Below are 17,003 nucleotides of genomic sequence, written 5' to 3'. Positions count from 1 at the left end.
GGAAATGGCGCCGTCAGGAAAGGCGGGCCGGCGGCATCGACGCCGACGCGTTCGTGAGAAGCGTGTTGTTGGTGTGCTCGGCGCCCGCGTAGTTGTCGGCGCTCCCCACCAGGGCGGTCGAAATCTCGCCCAGGACGTTGCTCAGCCTGTTGGCGTACTGGTCCCACTCGGTCATGAGGTCCTGGAAGGTGTTCGACGCGTAGCCCTTCCAGATGTCCTCCATCTGTACGACGTAGCTCCGCAGCGCCGAGATCTCGCCCATGATGGTCTGCTGGGTGGTGGCGATGTCGTGGGCGTGGTTCTTCAGGTCGTCGGGCGTCGCGTGGTACAGCACGCCGTTCGCGCCCCTGTAGTCCGTCACCGCGCCGGTCGCAGCCATGGCTCGCGCCTCCCTTGGGACTGGTCGCCGACGGTCGGTGCCCCGGCTGACCCCGAGTGATATGTGCGCGTCGTGGCCTGGTGGCCGCACGGCGGGTGACCGCCGGACGCTTCACACCGTGATTGGTAACTCACACATGCTAACACGTATCATTCATGGGGACGTTGGTGAGGTGTTGGCGGACCCCGTGTGCGACGGGACATCTCGTCCACGGCGGGAAGGTGGTGGGGGTGTCAGCCGGACAGGCCGCGCCCCAGGTCGGTGTCGAGCGACTCCAGCAGCGGGCGGAGCCGTTCCTCCCGCCGGGCCGTCAGGGCCTGCCGGGCGTCGCGCAGGGCCGAGAGGATCATGTCCGCCAGGTCCCGGACGTTGTCGGGGTCGGCCGCGAACGGCGCGATCGTCAGGCCGGTGAGCACTCCGCCGCTGTCGACGGTGGCCGTCACCGCACCGCCGCCCGCCGTGCCCTGCACGGTCAGTGCACCGAGCTCCGCCTGGGCCCGGGTGAAGTCCCGCTGGAACTGCCGCGTGCTGTCCAGCAGTCGCCGGACCGCCGCGTCGTCGAGGTCCATGTCCGCCTTCCGTCCCCTCCGATACGGTCCTGTACCGTCCCGTACTGTCCTGTGCCGTCCTGTGCCGCCGCGGTCAGCCCTTGCTCCACTTCTGGTTCCTGGTGCCGGCACACGTCCACAGCTGGAGCCGGGTGCCGTTCGCGGTGCCGTTGTCGGTGACGTCCACGCACTTGCCGATCACGGTGTTGACCAGGTCAAAGGAGCTGTTGAGTGTGAACTTCTGGGCCCAGCCGCCGTTGCAGTTCGCGAGCTGGATGGCGGCGCCGTCGTCCTGGGAGGCCCATGCGATGTCCATGCACAGGCCGTAGATCCGCGCGGTGCCGTCGGAGCGGAAGTCGATCTTCTGCCACGAGCCGCCCACGCAGTCGTAGATCTCCAGGGGGGTGCCGTCGGTGGCCTTGCTGTTCCGGTGCCCCGTGGCGGAGACGCAGCGGCCGCTGGCGTGGCCGACGACCGCGACGCCCGGGTAGACGGCGGACTGCGGCGCCTGGGCGGGCTTCTTGACCTGAGTGCCGCCCGAACCGCCGGAGGCGGAGGAGGAACCGGAGCCGGTGGTCGGCGCCGGGGCGGGCGCCTGGGCCGGGGCCGGCACGCCGCCGGCTCCGCCGCTGCCGCCGGAGGTTCCGCCGCCGGTGCCGGGCACCGCGGCGACGCCGCCGGACCTGTCGGGCCCGCCGGCGGACCTGCCGGTGCCACCGGTACGGCCGGGGGCGGGCGAACCGCCCTTCGGGGCCGTCGTCGTCCGTGTGCCGTGGGACGCGGTCGGTGACGTGGAGACGACCGCGGCGGTGTTCTTCTTCGCGCCGGTGTCGGACGATATCCGCGCGACCGCGAAGACGATCAGGACCACGGCCCCGGTGGCCGCGGCGGCGCCGGCGATCCACATCCACGGTCGCGGCCCCGGGCCCCCGCCGGAACGGCCCTGCGTGGTACGGCGGAGGAACGCGTCGGCGAAGCGCGAGGACGCTCCGTCCAGCAACGCGGGGTCCTGCGGCTTCTGTTGGTGCGGCACGTCGTCTCCTGGGAACTCGGAAACCGGAGGGCAGCTCGGACACCCGGGAGATCGGATACACCAGGCCCCGCCACACGCCTGCGCGGCAACACGATGCGATGCGCACGGCCGCCGGCCGCCGCGTGTCCGAGCGGACACGTGTCGAGCCATGTGTGCCCCCAGGCAACACACTTGAGTCTACACACACGTGTCCGCACCTCCCCGCGCACCGCCCCGGTCGTCCCGTCCGCCGTCACACCACGGGCGCTGGCGGGAATCCGTGCGCACACCCGCGGCGGTACGGGGCATGTAGTCTCGGCGACATGGACAACGCCGCGGCACACACCGCCATCGCCCGGCTGGTCGCCGAGTACGCCGCGCTGGTGGACGACGGGGACTTCGCAGGGGTGGGCGCGCTCTTCTCCGACGCCGTCTTCGTCGGCAGCGGTGCGCCCGCCCGGGGCCGGGAGGCCGTCGAACGCATGCTGCGCGACAGCGTGATCGTGTACGAGGACGGCACGCCGCGCACCCACCACGCCGTCTCCAACCTCGCGGTCGAGGTCGACGCCGGGACGGGCACGGCCACCGCGAGGTCCTACGTCACCGTCTTCCAGGCACTGCCCGACTTCCCGCTGCAGCCGGTGGCCGCCGGACGCTACCGCGACCGCTTCCGCGTCGCCGACGGGCACTGGCGGTTCACCGAGCGCCGGGTCCACATCCGCCTCGTCGGGGACGTCAGCCGCCATCTGCGCGGGTAGGTTCCGCCGGCGCAGTGCCCAGGACGCCGCGGTGGAGAAGGTCGGCGGCCGGCGGACGGCCGCGCAGACCGGCGGCATTGTGCGCGCGGCGGTGCCTACAGCGACAGCACCACGGTGCCGGTCTCGACGAGCGGCTCCCAGAAGGAACATTTATGACGGGCGGTGAAGGCCTTGTTCGGTCCGATGCCGTCCGGAGTGAGTTCCTGCGGGTAGGGGGCTCGCGCCGTGAAGGGCCGCCAACGCGGGGTGCGCGGACGGTCCCCTGGTAGGGAGGCAGCCAGTTGCCGAATCCGCCCTCCTGCAGCTCGACGATCTTGCGCACCGGCTTGATGCGCAGGCACCGCGCGGCCGTCGCGGCGTCCATGCAGCCGAGCTCGGCCGCGAACGACGTGCCCGCCTGGTCCGCCTGGGCCTGCGTCGTCGACCTCATGAACGACCTGGGCATGGCCACGTCCACCACGGGCAACCACGAGTTCGAATACGGCTACGCGGAGCTGGAACGCCTTCAGCACGGCGGCTGCGATCCGCTGACAGGCTGCCGCTTCGACCACCCCTACCGAGGAGCGCGTTTCAGGTCGTAAACCCTTGGCACCGCCCCGGCGCCTGCTTGGGAGCGGGCCGTTCTCCCGGCGGTCCGCGGGCGCCTTCCGGTGAGGGGGCGCGGACGGTCGGGCGGTCCGCGGAACCTCACCAGTGGCCGGCGGACCGTGGCGCGGCAGTCAAATGACGTAGCCGGTTCCGCGTCCCGCGCCGGGCGCCGCGGACGTGGGGGCGCCGGGTGCGGGGGCGGGTGTTCCGGTCCGGTGCGGGTGGCCTGCCGGGGACCGGCGCCCCCGCGCCGCCCGGCGCGGGGGCCGTGACAGGCGCCGTACTTCTCTCACGCGGCACCGTCAACTGACTGATGACCGCGGGTCCCCTTCGGACGACAGTGGTGAGCGGCCGGCCTCATGGCACGGCGGTCGGACAGCCCCGGTTGTCCGGGCGGCCGGGGGCGGGCGGTTTTGTGCACGAGGTCGCCCGCGACGCGGGCCGGCCACCGATACCCACGGGACACAGAGGGTTTCAGATGATCAACAGGCGTACCTTCGGCAAAGCGATCGGCCTGGGCACCGGTGCGGCGGCCATGGCGCTGAACCTGCCGGGCACCGCGAGTGCCGCCGGCACCACCGCGGCCTCCCCGAACGGCGGCACCCCCGCCCCCACCGTGCCCCCGATCGCCGCCGGCACGCACACCACCTTCCCCGCCATCAAGCAGGTCAAGGCCGGCGTCCTGGACGTCGGCTACGCCGAACTCGGCCCGTCGCACGGCCCGGTCGTCATCTGCCTGCACGGCTGGCCCTACGACATCCACAGCTTCGTCGACGTCGCCCCGGCGCTGGCCGGGCTCGGCTACCGGGTCCTCGTCCCCTACCTGCGCGGCCACGGAAGCACCACGTTCCTGTCCCACCGCACCCCGCGCACCGCCGAGCAGTCGGCGGTGGCGCTGGACATCGTCGCCTTCATGGACGCCCTGCGCATCGACCGGGCCGTGCTCGCCGGCTTCGACTGGGGGTCGCGCACCGCCGACATCATCGCCGCGCTGTGGCCCGAGCGGGTCAAGGCGCTGGTGTCCACCAGCGGTTACGTCATCACCAACGTCGAGGCGCAGAAGTCCCCGGCCGCCGCGGCCGTGGAGCACAACTGGTGGTACCAGTGGTACTTCGCCACCGAGCGCGGCAAGCAGGCGATGGAGACCCCGCAGGACCGCGACGCCCTGTGCCGCCTGGTGTGGCAGATCGTCTCGCCCAACTGGAACTTCGACGACGCGACCTTCCAGCGCACGGCCCAGGCGTTCACCAACCCCGACTACGCCGCCATCGTGCTGTTCAACTACCGCTGGCGCATCGGCCTGCTCAGGACCGACCCGCGCTACGCGCACTACGAGAAGCTGCTGGCCGCCGCTCCCTCGATCGGCGTGCCCACCATCACCCTCGACCCGGCGCTGGACCCGTTCACCCCGCCCGGCGACGGCATGAACTACCGGACGCACTTCACCGGCGCGTACGACCACCGCACGATCCAGAACATCGGCCACAACCTCCCCCAGGAGGCGCCGACCGTGTTCGCCCAGGCCGTCGTCGACGCCGACCACCTCTGATCGCGCCGCCTCGCGCGCCCGTGCCCGTCGGCCCCGACCGGGCCGCCGGGCATCACAGGGGCGGCGTGACCACGCGCTCGACCCGACGGCCGGTGCCGCCGGACCGCCTGCACGGCGGGTCCGGCGGCACCGGCCGTCGCGCTCGTTCAGTCGGTGAGTTCGTCGAGGATCACGGTCGCCAGGCGCAGCGCGGCGTGCAGTTCCGTCACCTCGGCGACGGTGGGACGGACGACGCCGGACCAGTCGCCGCGAAGCGCCGGCCAGGTCGCCAGCAGGACCTGGGCGCCGGCGAGGCCGAGGTGGGCGGTGACGTCCATCCGGCCGGGGCCCGCGGGCGTCCAGGACAGCACGACGCGGCCCTGCGGGATCCGGGACGGGCCGTCCGACGGCATCCAGGCCGCCATGAGCGTGCCGTCCGCCACGCTCACGACCGCGCCGTGGACGCCGGCCGGCATGGGACGGCGCGTCAGCGTGGACAGCGGGACCGGTCCGCGAGGGGTGTCGCAACGCCGTACGGGGGCCGGGAGGCGTCCGTACGCGCGGCCGTGCCCGCGCCGCCGCCCGGGCGACGTCCGAACAGCAGGAAAACGGTCACGACACGGTCGGCGGCGTCCGTCGTGGTTCGTCATGCTCTCTCTCCCTCCGCACCCGACGGGTCGGGCCTCGCGCGGCCACCGGGTGTGGGCTTCGCGGCGTCCAGTCTGCCGAGGGCTGGACGGGCGACGGATCCGTCATGTGACTGCGTGCCGTGACGACCCGCGACCGGCCCGAAACCGCGGTCGTACGGGGTCGTACGCGGGTCGTACGGGGTCGTACGCGGGTCGTACGGGGTCGTGCACGCTGCCGCCGACGCGGTCCGCGGGCGGCCGCATGGCCGTCCCGGAAGCAGTCACGGGGATCACCCGGGGTGGTCCGGGCGAACGGCCCTCCGCCCGGTGCGGCACGGGTCCTCTCGCCGGGACTCCCCCTCCGGGGCGCCCGGGCCTCCTCCGCCCGGGCCTCGCGTACGGCAGCGGGGACAGGGCCCGGGCGGGAATCGCAAGGGGGCCGATACGCGGATGTCCTCTAAACTGCGGTAATTGCATGACCCAGGGGAGCCGCCGCTCGGGGCAGTCGGATCGGCGCGGAAGGGGGCTCCGGTCACCGGCCGCGGGAGGCAGCCCGATGAACGACGTGGATTGGGCTCCGCGCCCGGCCTTGACACGGCTGGTCGGCCGCGAGCGGGATCTCGCCTTCGTCCGGACCTTCCTGGGCAACCCCGAGGTCGAGGGAGCGGCCCTGCTGCTCTACGGCGAGGCCGGGGTCGGCAAGAGCGCGGTGCTCGACGCGGTGGCGGCCGACGCGGTGGGCAACGGCGTCCGGGTGCTGCGCGCGGCCGGCGTACAGTTCGAGGCCGACATCGGCTACGCCGGTCTCAACCAGCTCCTCGTACCGCTCTTCGACGACTTCGGGGTCCTCGACGAAGTGCACCGCGACGCCCTGCGGGTCGCCGTCGGCATCGGCGGCGGGCCGGCCCCCGACCGCCTGCTGACCTCCACCGCGGTCCTGCTGCTGCTGCGCGTCATGTCCGACCGGACGCCGCTCCTGCTCGTCGTCGACGACCTGCCGTGGCTGGACCGGGCGACCAACGCCGTCCTCGGCTTCGTCGCGCGGCGGCTCGTGGGCAGCCGCATCGGCTTCCTCGCCGCCTCCCGGGAGGACTCCGACGGCTTCTTCGACGCCGTCGGGCTGCCCGAGTACCGGCTGCGGCCGCTGGACGAGGCGTCGTCGGCCGAACTTCTCGCCCTGGCCCACCCCGGGGTCTCCCCCGCCGTACGCCGCCGCATCGCGACCGAGGCGCGCGGCAACCCCCTCGCGCTGGTGGAGTTGCCGACCGCCCTGTCCGCCGAGCAGCGCGCGGCCCTGACGGCGGTGCCCGCCGTGCTGCCCCTGAGCCAGCGCCTGCAGGCCCTGTTCGCCTCGCGGGTGGCCGAACTGCCCGCCCGCAGCCGGGAACTGCTGCTGATCGCCGCGCTCGACGCGACCGGCTCGCTGGCCTCCATCGAGGCGGCCGCGGCCGGCCGGGCCTGTGTGGACGACCTCGCCCCCGCCGAGCGCAACCGGCTGGTGACGATCTCGGCCGACAACCGGCGGTTGTCCTTCCGGCATCCGCTGATCGGATCCGCGGTGGTGGAGCTGGCGGGCGCGGCGGAGCGCAGAAGAGCCCACGAGGCGCTCGCCGACGTGCTCGACGGCCATCCGGAGCGGCGCGCGTGGCACCTGGGTGAGGCCGCGGTCGGTCCGGACGAGACGGTCGCGGCCCTGCTGGAGGAGGCCGCGCGCCTCCGGCTGCGGCGCGGTGACGCGCTCGGCGCCGTGACGGCGCTGACCCGCGCCGCCGCGCTCAGCCCGGCGGCGGCCGACCAGGGCCGGCGGCTGGCCGAGGCCGCCTACGTCGGCGTCGATTCGGGCGGTGAGCTGGAGGACGCCTCGCGGCTGCTCACGGGCGCCCGGCAGGTCCACCCCGCGGGGCGGGAATCGCTGCACGCCGCGGCCGCCTTCGCGTTCCTGCTGATCAACAGGGACGGCGACATCGGCACCGCGTACCAGTTGCTCGTCGGAGCGATCGAGTCCGGGGACCACGGTTTCGACGCCTCGGACAGCGGGCTCGTCGAGGCACTCCACCTGCTGGTGCTGCTGTGCTGGTACGGCGGTGAACCGAAGTTGTGGAAGCCGCTGTTCGCGTTTTTGGACCGACTCGTCCCGGAGGCGCCCGAGCTGCTCCAGGTGATCACCCGGACTTTCGCCGACCCGGCGCGCACCGGCAGCGCGGCCCTGCCGCGCCTGGAGAAGCTGATCGCCACCGTGGGGGACGACCCCACCCAGGTGATACGCGTCGGCACCGCCTCGGTCTTCCCCGACCGGCTCGGGGACTTCCGGTGGGCCACGCGCCGCCTGATCGAGCAGGGCCGCGCCGGTTCCTCGCCGGTCCGCCGGCATCTGGGCGCGCTGATGCACCTGGGCCTGGACTACTTCCACCTGGGACGGTGGGACGACGCCGCGGACCTGGCCGCGGAGGGCCACACACTGTGCGAGGACCACGGCTACCGGTTCTTCACCTGGTACTTCCAGTACATCCAGGCGGCCGTGTGCGCGGTGCGGGGCGACGCGCGGACCAGTGCCGCGCTGACGGAGGAGATCGTGCGGTGGGCGACGCCCCGCGGCGTGCACGGTGCGCGGTTCTTCGCCTACCACGCCAGGGCGCTGGCCGCCCTCGGCAGCGGTGACCTCGAAACCGCCTACCGGTACTCCTGCCTGCTCAGCCCGCCGGGTACCGTGGCGCCTTACGTCCCGATCGCCATGTGGGGAACGATGGACCTGGTGGAGGCGGCCGTCCGCACCGGCCGGGAAGAGGAGGCGGCCGCCCACGCGGCGGCGATGCGGGCGTGCGCGATGGCCGGGCTCTCGCCCCGGCTGGAACTGCTGGTCGTGGCGTGCGAGGCACTGACCACGCCGGGCGCGGGGGGCACCGCCCTGTTCGAGCGGGCACTGGCGCTGCCCGGCCCGGAGCGCTGGCCGCTCGACGCCGCCCGGGTGCGCCTGTTGTACGGGGAACGGCTCCGGCGCTCGCGCGCCACCGCGCCCGCCCGCGAACACCTGGGACGTGCGCTGGAGGCCTTCCAGCGGCTGGGCGCCGAGCCCTGGGCGGAGCGCGCGGCGGCCGAGCTGCGGGCGAGCGGTCAGGGCGGGCCGCGCGCCGTGCGGGCCGCGACCGCGGCGCTGACCGCGCAGGAACTGCAGATCGCCAAGCTCGCGGCCACCGGGCTGACCAACAAGCAGATCGCCGAGCGGCTGTTCCTGTCGCACCGCACCATCAGCACGCACCTGTACCAGATCTACCCGAAACTGGGCATCGCCTCGCGGGCGGCACTGCGGGACGCCCTGTCCGGGCTCGACGCGGACGTACGGGAGGACGGCTGACGGTGGCCGGCGGCGGGCGGTGTGTGCGCCGCGACCGGCTCGGCCGGGCTCGCCCCGTTCACCGTCAACTGACCGATGTGCGAACCGCGCCATGGGCGAAGAGTGGGGGAAGCGGAATTCGTCCCACGGAGGGAACTCCTGCCATGCACCGCGATCAGTCACCCCGGCGGGCGCCCTCGGCGCCCGAGCCCGTAAGTCCCCTGTTCCTGGATCTGGACCTGATGCACGACGAGTTCACCCGGCTGCCGGTACGCGCGGAATTCCGTTTCGACCCGGGCACGCCCGGGGTGATCACGGTCGGGTTCCCGGCGCAGCGAGGTCCGGATTGCGCCTGGCGGATCGGCCGTGAGCTCCTTCACCAAGGGCTGACGTCGATGGGCGGCTGCGGCGACGTACGCATGTGGCCGGCTCTGCGCCGGGAGGACGAGCAGCCCTCGTCCTGGCTGCTGCTCGAATCCGAGGAGATGGAGGCGCTGTTCGAAGTGCCCGTCGCGCCTCTGGCGCGGTGGCTCGACGCGACGTACCGGGTCGTACCGGCCGAGGCGGAGTGGGACGGTCTGGACTGGGACGGCTTCCTCGCGGCCCTGCTCGCCGACCCGGGAACGCCTTCGGCATGACCGCTGCCGGGTGCTCGCCGATGACATGCCTGCCTCCTCATCACCTGTCGAACAAGTGATGAGGAGGGCCCACGCGCCCCTGGGGCGCGGGGCGCCGGCGCCGTTCAGTCGAGGGAAGGGTCTTCCGACAGCTTCGCGTGCTGGGCGAGCCACAGGTCGCCCAGGCGCCGGGTCCAGCTCCGGGACAGCGTGTCGAGGGGCTTGGGGGCGGCCGCGCGGACCGCCGTCTCGACCAGGGCGTGCGTGCCCCGCCCGGCCTCGGTGATCAGCCACGTCTGGTAAAGCCGCACACCCGCGCCGATCGCCATCCAGCCGACCCTGCTGAACTCCACGTGCTCGCCCACGAACACCTCGAACCAGTGCCCGTACCAGAGCACCTCGAAGGACCGTGCCGGGGTGACCGGGGTGACCTCCGCGCAGTCCGGTATCCACACGGGCCAGTTCGGCACATCGGTGAGCACCGAGAAGGCGCGTTCGGGTGTGCCGGGTACGACGGCCTCGGCGCGGTGGAAGCCGTGGGCTTCGGCGGGCGAGAACCCCGATGGCCAATGGATGCCCGGGTGGCTCTCGCGGGGGTCGTGCATCCGAAGTCTCTCCCGTCCTCAGGCGGCATGGGCACGGCGGCCGGCGGCGCCGGTCGCTGCGGTGCGGCGGGCCGTTCCTCTCCCAGGATGCCGGGCCGCTCGCGGCTCACCCATACGTCATATGACTGGCGGGTCCCCGTCCCGTGCCGCGACCCGGCCGGGTTCCGGGCGCCGCGGGTGCGGCGGCGCCGTGGTCAGTCGCGGTGGGCTCCCGGGCCGCGCAGCAGGTCGGCGGTGGCGGCGTCCCAGTCGAATCCGGCGAGCTCCTGGCCGGCGGGTACGAGCTCGTAGGTGTGCTCCAGCCACCGCGCGAGCGGCGGGAGCGGCAGCTCGAACAGGGCCGCCATGTCCCCGGAGGTGAGCTGCAGCCACGCGGTGGCCCTGTCCCCCGAGGAGGACGGCCGGATCCGGACGTCACCGAGGCCGCTCGCCGTGCGCAGCCCCTGCCGCAGGAGGTCGCGGCCGATGCGCCACACGGTCCGCGGGCCGCCTTCGACGGCGAACTCCATGCTCACGTCCATGGGAGCCGCCGGGTCGTAACGCACCTCCGTCCTGACCGCCTGCCGGGCGGAGAGGCCCAGCACGCGCCTGGTGTCCAGGACGAGCACCGCACCCTCACGCCGGGCCGTTCGGGGTGCCGGTATCTCTCGTGACGATTCGTGCGCCTTCGACATCGGAACGTGCCTTCCTGCGAGCGGAGCGCATGCACGGCGGGCCCAGGAGTGCGGACCGCCGATCAATGACCCAAGATCATGGCAATAATGATCTGATCTGACACTTCAATGTAGCACATACGGAGTGGATTGGGACGCAAGCGGAGCATCCCGACCAGCCCGGCCTACTCTCGTCCCGGCGGAGGGTCCGTGCATAAGTAACCTGACGGTCCCGCGCGACTGGTTTCGGCGGGCGGCCCCGCAGGGCGCCGCGGGGCGGCGGGCCGCCACGTACCGCCGCATACCGCCGCGGGACCGCGGCCATTCAGTCATTCGACTGTCGCGGTCCAACTGCGCCTGAACGATGCTGGAACTGCCGCCCGAGTGGCCGTGCCGGGCGATCGTCGTGCCCGGAGGATTCAGCCGTGAACCGCACTCCCGTCGTCTTCGTCCACGGGGCGTGGCTGTGCGCGCGTTCCCGGGAGCCGTGGGCGGCGCGGTTCGCCGGCCGGGGGTCGCTCGCCGGCCGGCCCCCGGTCGACACGCGGTCGTTCGACGACTCGCCGGTGATCGTCGGCCACGGGCCGGCGGGCTCATGTCGCGGCCCCTCGTCGGCGCTCGGCGTCGGACGGGCCACGACGGCCCTCGCGCCCGCCCCGGCCCGCACGCCTCAGTCGCGGGGGAGCTTGCCGAGCGCGTCGCGGAGGGCGGCGCGGGAGGTGATTCCCAGTTTGGGGAAGACCCGGTACAGGTGCGAGCTGACGGTGCGCGGCGACAGGTGCATGCGCTCGCCGATCTCCTTGTTGGTCAGGCCGCCGGCGGCCAGGTCCGCGATCCGCTGTTCCTGCCAGGTCAGTGCGGACAGGTGCGCCGGGGAGGCGGGGGTGGTGACCGTACCGGTGGCGCGCAGCTCGGCCCGGGCCCGTTCGGCCCAGCCGGGTGCGCCCAGCCGTTCGAAGGTCTCCGCGGCCAGGGCCAGCGAGTGGCGGGCGGCCTTGCGTCCCTGGGTGTGCCGCAGGCGGATGCCGTGGGCGAGGCGGATGCGGGCGTGTTCGTACGGGAAGACGGCGGCGGCCGGGTGGGTCTCGGCGCGGGTGTACATGGCGTCGGCCTCGGCGGGGTCGGTGGCGGTCATGGCGAGGGCGCCGTACGTGATCAGGGCGAGCCGGGGGGAGACATCGGGCAGGTCGGCGTCGCGCGCGGCGAGGGCGTGGGCGCGGGCCTGTGCGGAGCGGCCGGTGTGCACGGCCGCCTCGACCAGGTCGAGCAGGCTGCGGGAGGCCTGGTGGGCGTAGGGGGTGAAGGAGCCGGGGGATGTGATGCCGATCGCGTGGAGGTAGGCGGCTTCGTAGTCGCCTTCGGCGAGGGCTGCGGCGGTACCGGTGGCGTCGGCGATCTGGGTGAGCAGGCCGACACCGCGCGGGCGCGCCCAGGTGTCGACCGCGGCCTGCAGTTCCCGGGCGCGTGCGACGTCCCCGCGCAGCGCGGCCAGCAGACCCAGGTACGCGCTGGTGTGGTACAGGAACAGGGTGTTCCGGTGCGCCGTGGTCAGTTCCAGGCAGCGCTGACCGGTCCGCTCGGCCTCGTCCCACTCGCCGACCGCGATCTGGTCGAGCATGATCAGGTGCAGCATGGTCATGCCGACCGTCATGGCCCCCGTCTCCACCTCGCGGTCCACCGTGCGCTGCAGGTGTGCCCGGTACTCGCTGAGTGTGTCGACGTGGTACGCGGCGACGCACAGCCTGGTGACGTCCCACGGTTCCAGGCCGTGGAGGCCGGCGAAGGCGCGTTCCACCCGCTGGTGCACGCCGGCGCCGCGACGCACCACGTCGCCCCAGGCGTCCTCGTACAGGCGCGAATGCGCGGGCACGAGGTCGCCGAGGGTGCCGAGGAGTTCGTGCGTGCGCTGCCACGCGGCCTCGTCGCCCGCGTACTGGCTGATCGCCAGCAGCAGGTTGACCAGCCGTGTGAGCACCTCGTCCGGTTCGCGGACCCCGCGGTCACGGATGTCCTCGATCGCCGCGACGACCTGGCGGTGCGAGGACCGTACGTCCCCGTCCTCGTAGAAGGCGGCGTAGCCCGACGCGACCACCGAGGCGGGGGACTCCCCCCGGCCGGAAGCCGTGTCGGAACCGGCGAGCTGCCGGGCCCGGTCCAGCAGTCCCGCGTGGCCGGCGATGAACGCGGCGCTGCCGAGCCTGCGGGACCGCTCCTCGTGGCTTTCGCTGAGTTCCGCGGCGCGGGTCAGCCAGGCCACGGCGGCCTGCGCGCCGCCGCGCCGGGTGGCGGAGTCGGCCGCCGCCTCCAGCGCGGCCGCGACCTCTTCGTCGGGATCGACCGTCGAGGCCCCCAGGTGCATGGCGCGCCGTTCGAGGTCCTCGCGGTGCTCGTGCGCGAGGACGGCGTGGGCCGCGCGGCGCTCGTTGGGTGTCGCCATCTGGACGGCTGTCGAACGCACCAGGGGATGACGGAAGACGAACTCGCCGGTGAGCGGGTCGACCTCCAGCAGACCGGCGTCCACCGCCTCGTCGGCGTCCCTCATGCGGTAGCGGGCCCGCCTGGCGTGGTCGGCGCCGGCCGCCGTACCGGCCCCGACGCCGTCCAGGGCGCCGCGCAGCAACTCCGCGCGGACGGCGGGGCCGAGGGCCACGATGCGCGCGCCGTACACATGCTGGAGGCGCTGGGGCAGCGGGATCCCGGTGTACCCGAACAGCTCCGCGGTGTCGCGTCCGATCCGCTTGCCGCGCAGGTAGGCGGGCAGTTCCAGCAGGGCCAGCGGGTTTCCCCGGGCCTCGTCGAGGACTGTGCGGCGGGTCCGGGGGTCGAGTTCCGGATGGCGCGTGTCCAGGAGTTGCTCCGAGGCCTCCTCCGACAGCGTGGTCACCGGCAGTTCGGGCAGCGCGGCCGTGTCGAAGCCGGAGGGCACCGCCGACCGCAGGGCGACGACGAGCTTGACCGAGCTGCCGGTCAGCCGGCGCCCGACGAAGCCGCACACGGCGGTGCTGGAGGCGTCCAGCCACTGGCCGTCGTCGAGCACCAGCAGAAGGGGCTGCGCCGAGGCGGCGAGGGCGAGCATGTCGAGTACGGCGATGCCGAGCGTCATGACCGAGGGCGCGGCGCCCTTGCCCGCGCCGAAGACGGCGTCGAAGACACCCCGGTGCGTCTCGTCCAGCTGCTCGATGTGGGAGAGCAGCGGATACAGGAGCTGGTGCAGGCCGGCGAACGGCAGTTCCGACTCGGCCTCCACCCCGGCCACCCGGATCACCCTGTGCTCTCCCGCCGCGAGCTCGACGGTGTGGGCGAGCAGGGCGCTCTTGCCCACGCCTGTGTCTCCCCGCAGGACGAGAGCCCGGCCTCCGGAGGCCGTCACGAACCGCGACAGCAGCTCCTGCTCGTGTTCGCGGCCGATCATGGCCGCGCCGATCGACTCCACCGCTCCCCCACTCCCTTCACTTCCCTTCACTGCTGAACCGGCCCGACCGAACACTTCCGTCGTGTGCACGAGTGCACATACCCGGGTGTGCGCGGGTGCGCGGGTGCACGGGGCACATGTGCACACGTGCACGGATCGCGTCGGGCGCAATGGCGAGGGTACGTCGTCGTTCCTCCGCCGTGAGCGGCGAGTGTGCCGGTCCGGCCGGGCGGACGGACCTCGGGGGTCGCCCGGGCCGTGAGCCGCACGGCGGGTGGTCGCGCGCCGGCGGCACGATCGGTGGCCCGCACATCGAGTCCTCGCTGTGGCGTGTTCCCGGCGGTCCGCCCGCGCCGGACCGCCGCCTCCACCCACATCTCAGAAGAAGACTAAATGGCTTTCGGGGTTTTCGTCACGTGGGTACCGCCGGGAATTTCCCGCCGTCCGGTTCGAGTCACCGTTTCCGGCGCACGTCGGACCGGGTGTGCGGGCGTGGGCGAGACATGTATCACTGGCCGGCGCCGTGGCGCGTCCGGGCCGGCCCCGCCTTGACTCGCGGCCCAAGCCCCCCTCATGGACGGAAAGGCCGGTCCGCACGCCGAGGGCGGCGGAGACGGTTCGACAACACACTTACCGGGCAGTATGCCCGCAGGAACACCGAGCGGACACGCCGGACGCGGGAGGCCGACGAATGAGCAGCACCCGCGACATGCGCGGCACATCGGCGGTTATGGTGAAGGGTGACATGCCGGACGCACCGTCCGGCATCGACACTTATCCGCACGGGCCCTGCACGTGGGTACCATGCGCAACGTCATGTCCATTACGAGGAAGTGAACGGTTGTGACCAGCCAATCAGCCGCCACACTCCGATCGCGGTACGTAGAGCAGGCCGCCTCGGACCTGGAGGAGAATCGCCGCCGGCAGCAGGAGCTGGCGCAGAGGATGGCGGTGTTGAAGCAGGAGGAGGCCCTCCTGGCGGACATCCTGAACCTCGCCGAGCGGTACGAGGGTTTCGCGGACGCGTCGCGTTTGCCGGAGCAGTCGAAGGACGAGCCCGCCACCGCGAGGACGAAGCGGGCCGGGGCCGGATCCGCCGCACGGCGCCCGGCGTCGGCCAAGGCCGCCGCGGCCGGCGGCAAGGCCGGGGCCGGCGCGAAGGGCACCTCGCGCCGCCCCCTGCTCGGTGACCTCCTGACCGACCTGCTCCGCGGCTACGACGAGCCGCGCCTGGCGAAGGAACTGCGCGAAGAACTCATGGAGAAACACCCGGACCGCCACCCCACACCGCAGGTGGTGCGCAACACCCTGGAGGCCCTGGTCGCCAAGGGACGCATCCAGCGCCACAAGCAGCAGCGTTCCGTCATGTACACCCTGGTGGAGACGGGAACGGGCGGCTCCGCCGACTGACGTCGGCGCTCGCCTCCCCCGCTCGTCCCGTTTGTCCCCCGCTCGTCCCGCGGGCGCGACCGGTCCGCCGTGCGACGGCCGCACGGCATGTGCGTCGTCCACGACACGTAGGGCGGGTACGGCACGTACGGCGCGCACGGCGCGGTCCCGCGTACGGGACGGGCGGGGGAAACACCAGGGCGCGAGTCCGCGGTGTCCGCACACGCCCCGCACGGCCCGCCGCGCCCCGATCGGAGGTAAGGCCGGCCGTGCGGGAGCGGTGGTTCTAGCCCCGCCACATGTTGTCGAACGCGGCGATCTCGATGCCCCGCCGCAGCCGCATCGCGTCCAACCGCGCCACCGCGTCCCCGACGGCGGCCAGCACCGTCGTCACCGCGTCCCCGCCCGGACTCCCGTCCGTGTTCCCGCCCGTACCTCCGGCGGAATCTGTTCCGGCGTCACTTCCCCCGGTGTCGGTGGCGTCGCCGGCGTCCGGGTCCTGCGGGGCGCCCTCGATCCTGAGGACCGCCATCAGGGCGGCGAGGACGGGCTCGGCCGGGGCCCGGTGTTCCTCCGCGCGGCGGTGCACCGGCGGGTCGGCCGGCGTGCTCCGTGCGAACCGCGCCCGTAGCCCGTGCCACGGGGCGCGGCCGAGGAGTCCGTCCCTGTCCAGGTCGTCGGCGTAGACCGCGGCGAGGTCCGTGCCGCGGCGCCACAGCCAGTCCTCGACCGTCTCGTACGGCTCCGCCCGGACGAGCGCGGCGGCCGCCTCCCGCAGTAGCCGGTCGCCCGTCGCCACGGGCGGGCCGGGCACCATGCGGTCGCCGTCCAGGGTCAGTGCCCCGCTCGCCAGGAGATCGACCGCCTCGGCCCCCGCGAGCGCGAGGGAGAGGTCGCCTTGCTCCACCGACCGGTCGGGCGGCAGGCCGAGGGCGGCGAGTGCCAGGTCGCGTGCGGTGCTCATGGGGTGCTCCTTGTCTCCAGCAGGCGCGGCCACACACCTCGCCGATGGTTGGGGGGTCGCGCCGCGACGGGGGGTCAGCCGCGGCGCGACCCGGTCTCAGCGGCCGGGGGCGCGCTCGGTGACTTCCTGCAGGAACCACTGGTTGCCGTCGGGGTCCGTGAAGGCGGCGAACGTGCCGTAACTGGCCCGCTCGGGGTGCAGTCCGGGTACCCGGCGCGCGTCACCGGCGTGGTGGAAGGCACCGGTCTCGTCGCGGAACGGACCGGAGACGGTCACCCCGCAAGAGGTCAGCTCCTCCTGGGCCTTGACGATGTCGGTGACGGTCAACTGCAGGCCGTGGAGGGTGCCCGCGGCCTGCTCGGTCAGGCCCTGCCCGAAGATGACCGAGCACTCGGAGCCGGGCGGCGTCACCTGCACGATCCGGTAACCCTCGTGGATCGGGAAGTCGGCGTCGAGGCGCCAGCCGAGCTTCTCCACGTAGAAGCCTTTGGCCCGGTCCACGTCGGACACCGGAAGGATGACGACTTCGAGCTTCATGTCCACGGTTGGGATCTCACTTTCGTTGTCGGGTGGGGGTGCGGGTGGCGGCC

At 73.2% G+C, this 17,003-nt stretch carries 15 protein-coding genes; 6 read left to right on the top strand and 9 right to left on the bottom strand.

The annotated features are described in order from the left end of the window. Positions 1–13 precede the first annotated feature (13 nt). The 3 genes from K7G61_RS16000 to K7G61_RS15990 all read right to left on the bottom strand — a co-directional run bounded on the left by K7G61_RS16000 (position 14) and on the right by K7G61_RS15990 (position 1,960). On the bottom strand, positions 14–379 hold the full coding sequence (locus tag K7G61_RS16000) for a WXG100 family type VII secretion target (protein ID WP_225847508.1): 366 nt from the start codon (positions 377–379) through the stop codon (positions 14–16). A 233-nt stretch (positions 380–612) separates the two neighbouring features. Continuing rightward, positions 613–948, bottom strand: coding sequence for a YbaB/EbfC family nucleoid-associated protein (locus K7G61_RS15995; protein WP_225847507.1), 336 nt, complete (start codon positions 946–948; stop codon positions 613–615). 73 nt (positions 949–1,021) lie between these two features. Beyond that, positions 1,022–1,960 (bottom strand): RICIN domain-containing protein, encoded by a 939-nt coding sequence (locus tag K7G61_RS15990; protein ID WP_225847506.1) that lies wholly within the window; start codon positions 1,958–1,960, stop codon positions 1,022–1,024. 302 nt (positions 1,961–2,262) lie between these two features. On the opposite strand from K7G61_RS15990, the gene K7G61_RS15985 reads away from it, so the two are divergent. From K7G61_RS15985 to K7G61_RS15975, 3 genes are all read left to right on the top strand, one after another. After that, positions 2,263–2,697, top strand: coding sequence for a nuclear transport factor 2 family protein (locus K7G61_RS15985; protein WP_225847505.1), 435 nt, complete (start codon positions 2,263–2,265; stop codon positions 2,695–2,697). Between the two features lie 281 nt (positions 2,698–2,978). Then, positions 2,979–3,278: a hypothetical protein gene (locus K7G61_RS15980; RefSeq protein ID WP_225847504.1), complete on the top strand. Its 300-nt coding sequence runs from the start codon at positions 2,979–2,981 to the stop codon at positions 3,276–3,278. 485 nt (positions 3,279–3,763) lie between these two features. Further along, positions 3,764–4,834, top strand: coding sequence for an alpha/beta fold hydrolase (locus tag K7G61_RS15975; RefSeq protein WP_225847503.1), 1,071 nt, complete (start codon positions 3,764–3,766; stop codon positions 4,832–4,834). Between the two features lie 146 nt (positions 4,835–4,980). Here K7G61_RS15975 and K7G61_RS15970 read toward each other — a convergent pair whose 3' ends face one another. Further along, on the bottom strand, positions 4,981–5,289 hold the full coding sequence (locus K7G61_RS15970; protein WP_225847502.1) for a hypothetical protein: 309 nt from the start codon (positions 5,287–5,289) through the stop codon (positions 4,981–4,983). 709 nt (positions 5,290–5,998) lie between these two features. Between K7G61_RS15970 and K7G61_RS15965 the strand changes: the two genes are divergently transcribed. Together K7G61_RS15965 and K7G61_RS15960 are read left to right on the top strand one after the other, a co-directional pair. Then, on the top strand, positions 5,999–8,794 hold the full coding sequence (locus tag K7G61_RS15965; protein WP_225847501.1) for an AAA family ATPase: 2,796 nt from the start codon (positions 5,999–6,001) through the stop codon (positions 8,792–8,794). A 143-nt stretch (positions 8,795–8,937) separates the two neighbouring features. Further along, positions 8,938–9,411, top strand: coding sequence for an SsgA family sporulation/cell division regulator (locus K7G61_RS15960; protein ID WP_225847500.1), 474 nt, complete (start codon positions 8,938–8,940; stop codon positions 9,409–9,411). Positions 9,412–9,515: 104 nt separating this feature from the next. Here the strand turns inward: K7G61_RS15960 and K7G61_RS15955 are convergent, their stop codons facing one another. The 3 genes from K7G61_RS15955 to K7G61_RS15945 form a co-directional block, all read right to left on the bottom strand. Continuing rightward, positions 9,516–9,995: an SRPBCC family protein gene (locus tag K7G61_RS15955; protein ID WP_225847499.1), complete on the bottom strand. Its 480-nt coding sequence runs from the start codon at positions 9,993–9,995 to the stop codon at positions 9,516–9,518. A 194-nt stretch (positions 9,996–10,189) separates the two neighbouring features. Continuing rightward, the gene (locus K7G61_RS15950) at positions 10,190–10,603 is read right to left on the bottom strand and encodes an SsgA family sporulation/cell division regulator (protein ID WP_225847498.1); all 414 of its coding nucleotides are present in this window, start codon (positions 10,601–10,603) and stop codon (positions 10,190–10,192) included. Between the two features lie 715 nt (positions 10,604–11,318). After that, positions 11,319–14,060, bottom strand: a complete 2,742-nt coding sequence (locus K7G61_RS15945; protein WP_263984465.1) for a LuxR family transcriptional regulator — start codon at positions 14,058–14,060, stop codon at positions 11,319–11,321. An 843-nt stretch (positions 14,061–14,903) separates the two neighbouring features. Here K7G61_RS15945 and K7G61_RS15940 point away from each other — a divergent pair. After that, entirely contained in the window at positions 14,904–15,470 is a 567-nt protein-coding gene (locus K7G61_RS15940) for a hypothetical protein (RefSeq protein ID WP_225847496.1), read from the top strand. A gap of 265 nt (positions 15,471–15,735) precedes the next feature. On the opposite strand, the gene K7G61_RS15935 is transcribed toward K7G61_RS15940, so the two are convergent. Further along, positions 15,736–16,413, bottom strand: a complete 678-nt coding sequence (locus tag K7G61_RS15935; protein ID WP_225847495.1) for a GPP34 family phosphoprotein — start codon at positions 16,411–16,413, stop codon at positions 15,736–15,738. A gap of 96 nt (positions 16,414–16,509) precedes the next feature. After that, on the bottom strand, positions 16,510–16,956 hold the full coding sequence (locus K7G61_RS15930) for a VOC family protein (protein WP_225847494.1): 447 nt from the start codon (positions 16,954–16,956) through the stop codon (positions 16,510–16,512). Positions 16,957–17,003 lie beyond the last annotated feature (47 nt).

Source organism: Streptomyces sp. HPF1205, assembly GCF_020400825.1.
GTDB lineage: Bacteria > Actinomycetota > Actinomycetes > Streptomycetales > Streptomycetaceae > Actinacidiphila.
Note: the sequence above shows the minus strand (reverse complement) of the source record. Positions and strands in the feature narration are given on the sequence as shown.